The following is a 12,954-nucleotide window of genomic DNA, read 5'->3' as shown; positions in this document are numbered from 1 at the left end:
CGCGAAGCCCCCCTCAAGATAAGACTTCCCACACGGTCAACGTGGTAAGACCCCCAGTAGAAGACTGGGTTGATAGGCTGGGTGTGTACGTGCCGCGAGGCATTTAGCTGACCAGTACTAATAGGTCGAGGGCTTATCCTACGCAATACATTGTCTTGAACTCACAAAGTTGCTTTCCAGTTTCATACGTGCCCTTAGCTCAGCTGGATAGAGCGTTTGACTACGAATCAAAAGGCCGGGAGTTCGAATCTCTCAGGGCACGCCATTTTACTTCTTCATATTGTCGTCGCGGGGTGGAGCAGTTGGCAGCTCGTCGGGCTCATAACCCGAAGGTCACAGGTTCAAGTCCTGTCCCCGCAACCAAACTGATATAGCGCACAGCAAAAGACCTGATCCCTCGCGGATCAGGTCTTTTTTTGCTTAAAAAAACAACGGGATGCTGTTCAGTTCCGTTTCGGTTCTGGCTGACGACAACCAGCCCAACTCCACCGGCACATCATACAAGCGCCCTCGCGCAAATCGGTTCCAAAAGTGACGCAGGCCAGGCACGATCACTTTAACTACCGGCAGTCCAACATCTGGACGCGTGAGGTCCAACACCAGCAACTCCAGCCCTTTGCCTTCCACTATCGCTTGGCAATGGTGCACAGTTTCGCGAAGATCAGTCACATGTAGCGTCTGGAAATCGGAGGCCCGCTTCACCGGAATCCCTCCATCGGGTGCAAGATAGGGTTGATTCTCTAACGTCGCCGTTCGCCACCACTGTCGAGTAACCGCGTCCTGTCGCTCGCGATCGGCCAACGCCGGGAGAAACTGATTCATCTCAGTGAGCGCTCGGAGCAAGGCGATCTGCGGGTCGAGGTGTGCTCCAAAACCGCACAACAGATCCTCTGTCGCACCCCCTACCGCACGACTAACTGCGACAAACGACGGGATGCCAAAGTCATGGGTGATATCCAAGACCCAAAACTCCCGACCGAGCGTGTGGTAGTGTTCCTGCAAGCGTGCCACGTAGGGCAGATGGAAACTCGCCCAATCAACCGCCCCGCGCGCCACGCGATTGTACCACCACATCGCCACACTATCCCGCTCGACCAGTTCGAAAAATCCCTGCAGGATCGCCTCCTCCCGCGAGTTCCCCGCCGCGCAACCGTTCGAGTCCGCATGACAGTATCGCGTATCTGGGTATCCGAAAAAGCACGACGCGGTCGGTACATACTTGAACTTTTGTTCCGTCAGCGACCAGACCGGCGTCCAGTCTAGTACGTCCGCCTCATCAAATAAAAGGGGAATCTGTCGCCCTGGCAGTGTGTTGCGGGCGTTGCGTTCCGCACGTTGAGCGTATTGGTCGTCACTGAACAGCATCAGTCGGTTCGGATGCAGAGCTCGTTCTCCAAGTTCCAAAAAACTCGCGGATATCCGTTCCTCCTCGCCTTGAAACCGCCCCGAGTAGCGTTCAAGAGCCTCACACAACGCCCCTGCTTGGGCTTGCAAATCATCCGTACCTTTGCCCCCACTCGACGAGCGCAACCCTGCACCACCCGCGTGATTCACTCCAGCAACATAGTTATGCACCAAGCCACCGCGATCTTGTACGCGTTCCAATCGCTTCACAACTCCGGTGATCGCGCTGACATGATGCCCAAACTTTTGCAACGTCTCTTGAGCCGACACCGTCCGATACTCACCAACTGCGACAGGCTGTGACTTCAAAACCAGCGGCGCAGCGGACGTCTGCTCTCCACAAACCGGGCATTGCGGTCGCCGTACCACCGTGTGCGTCTCACTTTGCAACTGCTGCAGATCCAATGTCACCAGTGCTCCGTTCAGCGCATGACGTTCGCCCAACACCACCGCTTTCATCGCTTCTTGGGCCACCAACTCATAGCCAGTCTGTCTGTCCAAGGTCGTAACCCCAGCGATTCTCCGGTCTCCTCGCAAGCGCTGGGCCAAGCACACCCAACATCCGCTCACACCTGGACGAAAAACGGGACCGATCCAGAGGACGTTCCCGATCGGTTTCGCCAGCATCCACGGACGTCCACTCGCCAGCGCACGCTCGTTCACCGCCTGCAACTCCGCGCGCAGATAGTCATCGGTCAGCACAATTTCGAAGTCACCCGTCTGATCAGGAGCCACAGGCATCAGCAGTTCTTGTGCCAGCCGCGTCGCATCGACGGGGCCGAACGATGTGAGGGACACCGTCGTTTTTTGCAAAAGCTGGTAGGCGGCGGGCACATCGGGGACCAGCGAACTGAGCCATCCAACCAGCGGCTCTGGTACCGTGGAGGTAGCTTCCATCAACACTCCCGCTCGCTCCCATTCCAACAAGATATAATACACCTCCGCCGCCGACATGGCACCTCGCATCTGCGCAACCAAGTCCACCGTCGAAATTCCTTTTTGCAAAAAAGGGAGCAGGCGAACATACGCGCTCCCTTCCCAAAGCGTCGAACCAGTCTCTGTGATCACCAAGACCGCATCGTCGCGCAACACGTCTACTTGGACAATCGGTTTCAAAACAGGCATTTGGATCATCTCAAAACCTCGCAACAGAATAAGATTTCATGATTAAGTATACAAGATGGCACAGAATCTATCATGACTAAAAAAAGACTGTAGATTATAATAGAAGATGTGCTGAACTGCCATTTAAGCGAAGTTGGAGGGGGCTTCATCGTGTTCACTGTCGCCGAGTATCAAGTCCAAACACAACTGCACCGGGAGAAAAAGACCGTTCTCTACCGCGCGCAGTCACAAACGGCGCAAGGGCCGGTTCTGATCAAGACCTTTCAGGCCGACTATCCGGCACCTCAGGAGATCCTGCAACTGAAACGCGAATACGAAGTGACCCGTCGAGCCGTTTCACCTGGTGTGATTGCTCCGCTCGCGCTGGAGCCCTATCAACATACTTGGTTGCTCAAACTAGAGGATTGTGGCGGCGAGACGTTGGAACAGGTGCTGACCGAAGGGCCGATGAACCTGTTTCTGTTTCTGGAGATTGCGATTCGACTGGCGGATGCTGTGTTGCATCTGCACCGGAAGAACATCATTCATAAAGACATCAAGCCTGCGAACATTCTCGTCAACCGGGAGCAGGAACTTGTCAAACTCACCAATTTTGCCAGTGCCTCGCTACTATCTGGCGAGCGCACCGACTTGGTGCAACCTGATTTGTTAGAAGGGTCGCTTCCGTACATGTCGCCAGAGCAGACGGGGCGATTGAATCGACCGACCGATTTCCGCTCGGATCTGTATGCGTTGGGCGTGACATTCTATGAGATGCTGACCGGACAGCGTCCCTTTTCCGCTGAAGATCCGGTGCATCTGATCTATCAGCATCTCTCCGTCGAAGCTGTGCCGCCGACGGTTTTGAATCCGCTGCTTCCGTTCACGCTGTCCGATCTGATCTGCAAGTGCCTCGCCAAAAACGCCGAAGATCGCTACCAGAGCGCATATGGACTCAAATACGACTTGGAAAAATGCCTCCGTCAATTGACGATCGGCGGCAGGATCGAACACTTTCCGGTGGGCGAGGCAGATCGCGCCGAACATTTCCGCATCCCCGATGCCCTGTACGGACGGGAGCGGGAGATTCAGACGCTGTGTCAGGCTTACGAGCGCGTTTGTCAAGGCGGCTACGAAGGCATGCTGGTGATCGGTGCAGCTGGGCTTGGCAAGTCGACGCTCGGGCAGGAGTTTAAGCGGATTGTGCAGCAAGAGCACGGTTTTTTCCTCATGGGCAAGTTCGACAAGCGCAAGCAAGCTCCGTACCAAGGGTTGTTGCAAGCCTTGCAACAACTCGTCACGCATCTGCTGGCCCAAAGCGATGCCAGCATCGCGAACTGGCGGGAGCGCATCCAGCAAGCGGTTGGGGCGAATCTCTCCCTGCTGACGGAGTTGCTGCCCGCGCTGGAACGCATCGTCGGCCCGCAACCGCCCGTCTCGAAAGCGTCTGCCGTCGAGACGAACAACCGCTTCCGGCTGGCGTTGCAAAATTTGTTGGGCGTGTTCGCGGCCGAGCAGCATCCGGTGGTGATGTTTCTCGACGACTTGCAAGAAGCGGATCAAGCGTCCTTGAAGTTGTTGTCTTTTTTGCTGTCCGATCAGAGCATCACGCATCTCTTGTTGATCGGGAGTTGCCGTGATGACGATTTGCCGGACCGCTGGAGCAATGCGGTACACACGATGCGCGAGGAAGGCTTGGTTCGCGATCTCCTGCTCGATCCGCTGCGCAGTGAGCATGTCGCCCAGATGATGCGCGATACGTTGCGTTGCACAGCCGAGCAAGCCGCGTGGTTCGCACAGGTGGTGATGGAAAAGGGCGGAGGCAATCCGCTTTTTATCAAAGAATTTCTGCAGAGTTTGTACACGCAAGGCCATCTGTGCTTGGAGGAAGAGACCGGAGAGTGGCGCTGGGATGAGCAGGCGATTCTCAGGATGGAGGTCAACGCCAACCAAGTCGGTTTTTTAGTCAACAAGCTTACACAATTGCCGATGAGCACCCAGCAGTTGGTGAAAGCAGCAGCCTGCTTAGGCAGTTCGTTCGATCTGCTCGCGTTGCAGGTCGTGCTCGAACGGGAGATGGTGGAAGTCGCCGCTGATTTGTTGTGGGCGTTGGAAGAGGGCATCCTGCTCTCCAAAGGCACGGCGTACAAGTGGCTGTACGACATCCGCGATGGTTGCGTCGAGCAGGAGTGCTTGGACAGTTTGCACATCTCCTGTGAATTCCTGCATGACCGCGTACAGCAGGCGGCCTATGGATTGTTGACCGAGGAGGAGCGCAAGCGCACACATCTGCAGATGGGGCGCTGGCTCTGGGATCGCGAGGATCGCTTGTTCGAACGCGTCAACCATTTAAATGAAGCGTTGGATTGGATTACCGCACCTGACGAGCGTGAAGAATTGGCGTGGTTGAACCTCGAAGCGGGTCGGCAGTTGAAGACCTCGACGGCCTATGACCAAGCGATTTCGTACATCGCGCGCGGCACGGACCTGTTGACCGACACGTGTTGGGAGACGCAGTACGGGTTGGCGTATGAGCTGTACAAGGAACGTTTTGAACTGGAGTATCTGTGCGGACAAGTCGAACAGGCGGAGGCTTTTTTTGACCAAGTGGTGCAGCGGGCGAGGACGGTGCTCGACAAGTCTGCGGTGTATATCATCAAAATCCTCTTGTACAACTTCTCCGACCGGATGGAGGAAGCGTTGCGCACTGGCGAGGAAGGCTTGCGGGTGCTTGGGTGGAAAGGCAAGATGCACATGAGCCGCGCCGCCCGGATGCGTGCGTACAAGCAGTTGAAATGGCTGGTGCAAAACAAGCCGTTCGCGGAGATGATCGACGTGCCGATGGCAACCGACCCGATCGTGATCGCACAGGTGGAGATGATGAATTCGATGGGGGTACCGTCCTATCACATCGACCCGATGCTGTTCCAAGCGTTGCGCATCCACATGATCGAGAGTTCGTTGGAGCATGGACTGACTGAAAAAACCGCCTCCGCCTACGTTGGCGTCGGCGTGATGGTGTTGACCGAGTTTGGCGATTACGAGACGGCCGACGCGCTCGGACGGCTCGGCGTCGAGATGGAGGAATTGATGCTGTCCCGCAAAGGCGTGCGGGCGTATCGGAGCCTGAGTTTCTACGCGAACGAGATTCAGCGCTGGACGACGCACAACCGCTCGGTGATCGATTCGCTGTGGACCGTGTCGCAATTGTCGCTCGAAGCGGGCGAACTGATGCGCGCCGTGTATACGCTAGCCGACCGGGCGCAACGTCAGGTCTATGGTGGTGTTCCACTGGACGAACTCAAGCAGGATCTGCAGAAACTGATGCGGATGTTTGAGCGCAGCAAGTCGGAATGGACGCTCTATTTGATCCACATCGCGTTCGGCCTGATTCACAACTTGCAAGGCACGACCGAGGGCATTGCCAACCTCTCCTACGAGGATTTTGACGAGGAGCACTACCGCACCGAAGTTCTGCCCAACCAAGCGGCGCTCTGGCCGACCTGGTATTACTTTTGCAAAATTTTCTTGCTCTATTTGGCGGGTGAGTATGACGCGATCCTCCAACTGATTCCGGAGATCTCCGAGGAGGTCGTCCAGTATGAATCGGACCTCCCGTTCCTGTTTGCCTTGACCTATACAGCTGTGGGGCAGGGCGAATCAGACAAGAAACTGAAGCACTACCGCAAGCAGATGAAAAAATGGGCAGCGGTCTGCCCAGACAACTTCCTACACCGTTCCCTGTTGATGGAGGCGGAAGTTGCCAGATTGGCTGGACATGTGCGAGTGGCGATGGACCTGTACGACCAAGCGATTGAGGCGGCGTCTCGCAACGGCTACCTACACCATGCGGCCATCGCCAACGAATGTGCGGCGAAGTTCTATCTGAACTTGGGCAAGCCCCATCTCGCCACCTCTTATCTCGAAGCGGCGCGCTACGGGTATCTGCAATGGGGGGCGCTGGTCAAAGCCCGACAGTTGGAAGTGGAACATCCGGTCTTGCTGCACATGCAGAACCAACAGGATCAGCAAACAACCAATGTCGATTTCCTCTCCGTGATGAAGGCGGCGCGAACCATCTCAGGGGAAATCGTCCTCGAAAAGCTGTTGGAAAAACTGATTGAGATCGTCGTGGAAAACGCGGGGGCGCAAAAAGTCGTGTTTTTGATGCAATCGGAGGATGGCTTGAACGTCGTCGCCCACAAAATGCCCGAGGAGATCAATGTGCTGGTCTGCAACCCGACGCCGTGGCAATCGTGTGTGGACGTTTCACCGATGATCATCCAGTATGTGACGCGGCTACAGGAAGCGGTGGTGTTGCACGATGCGGCGCGTGACGATGTGTTCGGTAAGTGTCCGTACATTCGCGAGACGGAACCGAAGTCGGTGCTCTGCCTGCCGATCCTCAACCAAGGCCGGACGATCGGCGTGATCTACTTGGAGAACAACTTGATGACACACGGGTTCACGGAGGAGCGGTTGGAGGTCATGAATCTGCTCGCCGCTCAGACCGCTGTCTCCATCGAGAACGCCGAATTGTACAGACGACAGGTGACGCTCAATCATGCATACGGCCGCTTCGTCCCTCACCAATTCCTGCGCTTGCTCCAGAAAAAAAGCATCACCGATGTCAATTGGGGCGACCATGTCGAGAAGGACATGAGCGTACTGTTTGCCGATATCCGCTCGTTCACGACGCTGTCGGAACAGATGACGCCAGAGGAGAATTTCTTTTTCCTCAATGGATTCCTGCGCCGGATGGAGCCGGTGATCAAGGAACAGGGTGGATTTGTCGACAAGTACATCGGAGACTCGATCATGGCGCTGTTCGATCGGGACGCGGACGATGCGGTGCGAGCGGGGGTCGCCATGCTCAGGCAGCTGCAGGTTTACAACGAAACCCGCGCTGCCGAAGGGCGGGAGGCGGTACGGCTCGGGATCGGGGTGAACAGTGGGCATCTCATGCTCGGGACGATCGGTGGCTACGAGCGCATGGACTCCACGGTGATCAGCGACGCGGTCAACGTGGCGGCGCGGATTGAAAAACTGACCAAGACCTACAATGTACCGCTGTTGATCAGCGAGCATACTCGCGAGCGTTTGAAGCACCCAGAGCGTTTCGCCCTCCGACCGATCGATCATGTGTCGGTGCGCGGACGTTCTGCTCCCGTCACGCTGTACGAAGTGTTCTCTGCTGACGTACCGCAGCGATATTCGAAGAAACTGCGCTTGCAACCGCTCTACGAACAAGCCTACCAGGCCTACTGGGCAGGGTCTGTCGAGGAGGCGCGGACGCTTTTCGCCGAGTGTCTCAAGCGCTCGCCAAGCGATGAAATTCTACAGATGTACGTCGAACGCTGCCGGTGAGATCAAAAAAGAGACTGCCACGATCGTGGCAGTCTCTTTGCTGTTTCTTAGCCATCACACAACTTGGATACGCTCGGAGCGAGGCCGCCTGTCAGGTTGAGCGGCAGGATCAGATGCTGTACCGCATCGGTGTCCTCGACGACGGTGACTTGGGTGCCTTTTGGGACTTCAATGCCATGCTCGGCCAACACACTGTGTGGGTCCTGCTTCAATCGTTCCTTGAAGCTCGGGTCCGACCATGCTTTGGCGACGACTTCGTCATAGTTTTTGTGCGAATGCATCTGCGATGTGCCTCCTGATCATTTAAAATATATAATATATGAGAAAGGATACAGCTTAAACCTTTCTGTTACGTCTATTATACAACTGATTTATATGGTTGGAAAGGCTTTACAGATGAAACTGAGTTGAGTACACTCTGGGTAGTATTGATACGTATCGGAGCGGAACGAGAGCGATAGGAGGCGGTTGTCAGTTATGATTCTGGTAGAACGGGTTACCAAAAAATTCAAAAAAATCCCGGCTGTGAGCGACCTGAGCTTAGAAGTGGGCCAAGGGGAAGTCGTCGGGTTGCTCGGCGAAAACGGGGCAGGCAAAACCACCACGCTACGCATGATCTCCACCGTTTTGTCACCGACGGAGGGGCGGATCGTCGTCGACGGGATGGATACGCTGCAACGTCCAGAGGAAGTTCGCAAGCGCATCGGGATCTTGTTTGGCGGGGAGACCGGGCTGTATGAAAAGTTGACCGCCCGCGACAACATCGCGTACTTTGGGCGCTTGTACGGTCTGGAGGAGCGCACGATCCGGGAACGGACGGAGGAGTTGGCGAAGCGGTTTGATATGGCGGGATTTCTGGATCGCAAGGTCGGGGGGTTCTCCAAAGGGATGCGCCAAAAAGTCGCCATCGCGCGCTCGGTGGTACACGACCCGGCAGTGATCCTTTTTGACGAACCGACCTCTGGATTGGACATCACGTCGGCCAATATGTTCCGGCGCTTGGTGCAGGAGTTTAAAGCGGAGGGCAAGACGATTCTGTTCTCCAGCCACATCATGAGCGAGGTCGAACGGTTGTGTGACCGAGCGGTGATCTTGCACCGTGGGGAGCTGCAGTACAACGGAACGTTGGAGGCGCTTTTTGCAACGCATGGCAGTCGTGATCTCGATGAGATCTTCATGAACATCGTGGGAGCGGGGGGAGCTCGATGAAGCGCGGTTGGTGGATCGTCTTTCAAAAGGAAATCAAGGAACTGCTGACCGATCGCAAGATGTGGCTGGGCAGCATCGTGTTGCCGCTGTTGGTGATGCCTGCGCTGATGCTGTTCATCGCCAAGATGCAAGCGGGGGCTGCCGAGGACGCGCGGAAAAACATCAATGTCGCGCTCGTCGGCCACAACGCCCGCGTCGAACAAGCCATCTCGAAGATCCCTGAGATGCATCTCGTGGAAAAAAGCGACCCGTTACAGGCGCTCAAGGACGGCGACGTCCGAGCTGTGGTGACGATCGGTGAACAGTTTGACCAACAGGTGCAGGCGCAGAAGCCGGCTGGCTTGACGATTGCGTACGACCCGTCGAATCAAAAGTCGGAGGCGGCGCATGGATTGGTACAGCAGACGCTCCAAGTGCTCAGCCAAGAAGTGGCCGCGGAACGTCTGACGAAATTGAATGTTCCGCCGGAAACCCTCCTGCCGTTCGATGTGCAATCGATCGATACGTCTGAGGAGAACCAAAAAGCGGGCAGTGCGCTCGGTTTCATCGTGCCGTTGCTTCTCGTGCTCTCCTGTGTGACAGGTGCGATGCCCGTCGCGACCGACTTGATGGCGGGCGAGAAGGAACGCGGCACGTTGGAGGCGTTGCTGACCGCACCCGTGAATTCGCGTCAAGTGTTGACCGGCAAGTTGTTGTCCGTCTCGGTGATGTCCTTCCTCTCGGCGTTGCTCTCCACGCTGGCGATGGTCGCGACCTTCCGCTTCATGCCCAGTTCGGAGGGGGACTCTTCGCAGGATCTGCATTTCTCGCTGTCGTATTTGTCGGCGGTCGATGTGTTGACGATCTTGGGGGCGCTGTTTTTTGTCTCGATTATGTTTGGTGCCCTGATGCTCGGCGTCAGTTCGCTGGCGAAGACGTACAAGGAAGCGCAAACCTACCTCGCACCGTTCGTGTTTGTGGCGATGGTTCCTGTGTACGCGACGATGATGATGTCAATCAACGAGATTCCGACGCAGTACTTCCTGCTGCCCGTGCTCAACACAACGACGCTGATGAAGGAAGTTCTCTATGGCGTTTCCGATCCTGCACACGTTGCGATGGTATTTGGCAGTTCGCTCGTTTTTGCCATCCTCGCCGTGGTGTTGACGGCGAACCTGTTCCGTCGCGAGTCGTTGATTGTGAAAGGCTAGGGATTTTCAGGATAGGTAATTTGTGAAAAAGGCTGCCCACGCGTGGGGCAGTCTTTTTTTTACTCTGACGGGTCAGGGTGGATTGTAAGGGTTGGAAATATTACGACAATGATTCGACTGCGGGGACTCGGTAAAATGTACATGTAGAAAGAAAGATACAGGTATGAGGGGGCTCTGTCAGTCGATGAATAGATTTCGATTTCGCAGTGTGACGATGCGTATGATGGGGATGATCTTGCCATTTCTGATCTTGGTTCTGTTCGGGTTGTCGGGGATGGAGTACGAGTATTCTAAGTCGATGATCAATTCGGAGATCAGCAGCAAGATGGACGCGAAACTCGGTCAGACTGTGCAAGCGGTGGAAACGCGGTTGAAATCGCATAGCCGCGTGGCCGAAGCGACGGCCCGCATGATGGAATCTGTGGGGGTGGATCTGAACCGTGAGCAATATGTGAGACTCGTCGAGAACACCTTGCAGACGAACAAGGATACGTTTGGCCTCGGCGTGTTCTATGAGCCGAATCGGTACAAGGCGGACGTGAAGTACTTCGGACCTTATGCGTATCGTGAGGGGGACAAGGTGGCTTTTCTCGCTGATTTTGAGAAGCCTGAATACGATTACCCGTCTCAAGATTGGTATAAACTCGGGAGGTCCACCGATAAAAACGTCGCATGGACGGAGCCTTACTATGATGAAGGGACCAAAACGACGATGGTGACCGCAGTCGCTCCGATCCACGATCAAAGCGAAACGTTCATCGGGGTCACAACAGGCGATATCTCGTTGACCAATTTGCAAAAGATGATCACTGATATCAAGGTCGGCGACACAGGGTATGCATTCCTCGTGGATAAAAACGGCACCTATCTGGCAGATCGTGATGAGAAAAAGTTGATGAAGGTCAAATTGGCGGACGACAAAGACTCCGGGATGGCCGGTTTTAGCAACGAGTTGTTGAGCCATGAGCAAGGCGTGGCGATCGTTGATGGACCCTCCGACAAGCTCCATGTCTTTTACACGACGGTTCCGGAGACGGGATGGAAGATCGCGATGGTGATGCCAGAAAAAGAACTGTTTGCAGAACTGGATACTCTGTTGAAGAATCTGATTCCGTTGATCGTGGGGGCCGTGGTGCTGGCCGTGGCGTTGATCGTGTGGTTTGGTCGCTACATCACGGGCAACTTGAAGCATGTCAACCGGATTGCGGCCGCGCTGTCCGAGGGAGACTTTACACAGACGCTTCAGGTGAAAAGTGCCGATGAGTTCGGCACGATGGCGCGCAACTTCAATGGGATGATGGGCAATCTGCGCGTGTTGGTTGGACAGGTTTCGACGAGCGCGGAGCAGGTAGCAGCCACGTCGGAGCAGTTGACGGCGAGCGCGGAACAGACGACGACGGCTGCCGAGCAGATCTCCATCGCGATGGTCGAAGTAGCGACGGGGACTGAGCAACAAGCGAGTATATCCGACCAGACGACACAGGTGGCCAACGAGATCGCGCATGGGATGGAGAGCGTGGCCTCTCGAGTGCAGTCGGTTGCGAATTCATCTGTACAGGCAACGCGCACGGCAAACCGTGGCCATGAGACGGTGAACCAAGCGATTGGGCAGATGAATTTGATCCAAGGCAAAGTCCACACGTCGGTCAATGTGGTCAACGGGCTGGGTGGCAAGTCGCAAGAGATTGGCCAGATCGTCGGGCTGATCACGTCGATCGCGGCGCAGACCAATCTGCTGGCGCTCAACGCGGCAATCGAAGCGGCGCGTGCAGGGGAGCATGGCAAGGGCTTTGCGGTAGTCGCGGATGAAGTGCGGAAACTAGCCGAGCAGTCTGGTCGTGCAGCCGAGCAGATCTCGCACTTGGTGCAGGAGATTCAAGGCGAGATTCAGACGGCGATGCGTTCGATGGAGGACGGCAATCTCGCGGTACACGAAGGGTTGCGGATGGTCGGTCAAGCGGGCGAATCGTTCTATGCGATTCTGTCTGATGTGGAGACGGTCTCTGATCAGTCGCAGGAAGTGGCGGCGGCTGTGCAACAGATGCAGGCCGGTACGCTGACGATGGTACAGTCGATGCAAGAGATCGGCCGCATCTCGAACGGTTCGGCGGAACATGCTCAGGATGTTGCAGCAGCTTCTGAGGAGCAGACGGCGACGATGCAGGAGTTCACTAGCGCGTCGACGATGTTGGCGCGGATGGCTGTTGAGTTACAGGAAGCTGTGTCGAAATTGCGAGTGTAAGGAAAAAGGACTGTCCTCATGGGCAGTCCTTTTTGTTTTTGCGCGAATTTGTTTCGGTATGCGGATTGAGTGTGGGCGTTGGACATGCTAAGATACTCCTTGTCGCCGCGAGAGAGTGGCGGTGAAGAAAAGAGAAGTTGACTTGAGTTGGCTGAGGTGGTATATTAGAAAACGTCGCTTCTGCGGCTTGATTGATCCTTGAAAACTAAACGAGTGATAGATGAGAATCGATTCGAGCCTTGAATCAAACTTTAATTGAGAGTTTGATCCTGGCTCAGGACGAACGCTGGCGGCGTGCCTAATACATGCAAGTCGAGCGGACTGATTCGGAGCTTGCTTCGAGGATGTCAGCGGCGGACGGGTGAGTAACACGTGGGTAACCTGCCTGGCAGACTGGGATAACGCTTGGAAACGAGTGCTAATACCGGATGATCTCTT

6 protein-coding genes, 2 tRNA genes and 2 rRNA genes are annotated in these 12,954 nt (G+C 55.6%); 8 read left to right on the top strand and 2 right to left on the bottom strand.

The features are described 5' to 3' along the window. The 3 genes from C7459_RS21870 to C7459_RS21860 all read left to right on the top strand — a co-directional run. Positions 1 to 141: ribosomal RNA gene (locus C7459_RS21870) — 23S ribosomal RNA — on the top strand; the annotation flags it as partial. A 47-nt stretch (positions 142 to 188) separates the two neighbouring features. Next, positions 189 to 265 (top strand) — tRNA-Arg (locus C7459_RS21865). 22 nt (positions 266 to 287) lie between these two features. Further along, positions 288 to 363: transfer RNA gene (locus C7459_RS21860), tRNA-Met, on the top strand. 57 nt (positions 364 to 420) lie between these two features. On the opposite strand, the gene C7459_RS21855 is transcribed toward C7459_RS21860, so the two are convergent. Continuing rightward, positions 421 to 2,538 carry a TOMM precursor leader peptide-binding protein gene (locus C7459_RS21855; protein ID WP_109691397.1) on the bottom strand — a complete coding sequence of 706 codons (2,118 nt, stop codon included), beginning with the start codon at positions 2,536 to 2,538 and terminating at the stop codon, positions 421 to 423. A 141-nt stretch (positions 2,539 to 2,679) separates the two neighbouring features. Between C7459_RS21855 and C7459_RS21850 the strand changes: the two genes are divergently transcribed. Then, positions 2,680 to 7,875: an AAA family ATPase gene (locus C7459_RS21850; RefSeq protein WP_146201071.1), complete on the top strand. Its 5,196-nt coding sequence runs from the start codon at positions 2,680 to 2,682 to the stop codon at positions 7,873 to 7,875. Positions 7,876 to 7,922: 47 nt separating this feature from the next. Here C7459_RS21850 and C7459_RS21845 read toward each other — a convergent pair whose 3' ends face one another. Beyond that, positions 7,923 to 8,156: an NHLP leader peptide family RiPP precursor gene (locus C7459_RS21845; protein WP_109691395.1), complete on the bottom strand. Its 234-nt coding sequence runs from the start codon at positions 8,154 to 8,156 to the stop codon at positions 7,923 to 7,925. A 196-nt stretch (positions 8,157 to 8,352) separates the two neighbouring features. On the opposite strand from C7459_RS21845, the gene C7459_RS21840 reads away from it, so the two are divergent. From C7459_RS21840 to C7459_RS21825, 4 genes are all read left to right on the top strand, one after another. Beyond that, a complete protein-coding gene (locus C7459_RS21840; protein WP_109691394.1) occupies positions 8,353 to 9,084 on the top strand; it encodes an ABC transporter ATP-binding protein in 732 nt (243 codons plus the stop codon). Then, the gene (locus C7459_RS21835) at positions 9,081 to 10,274 is read left to right on the top strand and encodes an ABC transporter permease (RefSeq protein ID WP_109691393.1); all 1,194 of its coding nucleotides are present in this window, start codon (positions 9,081 to 9,083) and stop codon (positions 10,272 to 10,274) included. The genes C7459_RS21840 and C7459_RS21835 overlap by 4 nt, the downstream gene beginning before the upstream one ends. 184 nt (positions 10,275 to 10,458) lie before the next feature. Continuing rightward, a complete protein-coding gene (locus C7459_RS21830; protein ID WP_170119611.1) occupies positions 10,459 to 12,516 on the top strand; it encodes a methyl-accepting chemotaxis protein in 2,058 nt (685 codons plus the stop codon). Between the two features lie 251 nt (positions 12,517 to 12,767). After that, positions 12,768 to 12,954 (top strand): 16S ribosomal RNA (locus C7459_RS21825); the annotation flags it as partial.

The sequence above is a fragment of the Tumebacillus permanentifrigoris genome (genome assembly GCF_003148565.1).
Lineage (GTDB): Bacteria > Bacillota > Bacilli > Tumebacillales > Tumebacillaceae > Tumebacillus > Tumebacillus permanentifrigoris.
This window is presented reverse-complemented; position numbering and strand designations above follow the sequence as displayed.

Excerpts from the sequence above, each read along its gene's own strand:
- C7459_RS21855 (WP_109691397.1), bottom strand. The coding sequence starts at position 2,538 with ATGATCCAAATGCCTGTTTTGAAACCGATTGTCCAAGTAGACGTGTTG.
- C7459_RS21845 (WP_109691395.1), bottom strand. The coding sequence starts at position 8,156 with ATGCATTCGCACAAAAACTATGACGAAGTCGTCGCCAAAGCATGGTCG.
- C7459_RS21840 (WP_109691394.1), top strand. The coding sequence starts at position 8,353 with ATGATTCTGGTAGAACGGGTTACCAAAAAATTCAAAAAAATCCCGGCT.
- C7459_RS21835 (WP_109691393.1), top strand. The coding sequence starts at position 9,081 with ATGAAGCGCGGTTGGTGGATCGTCTTTCAAAAGGAAATCAAGGAACTG.
- C7459_RS21830 (WP_170119611.1), top strand. The coding sequence starts at position 10,459 with ATGAATAGATTTCGATTTCGCAGTGTGACGATGCGTATGATGGGGATG.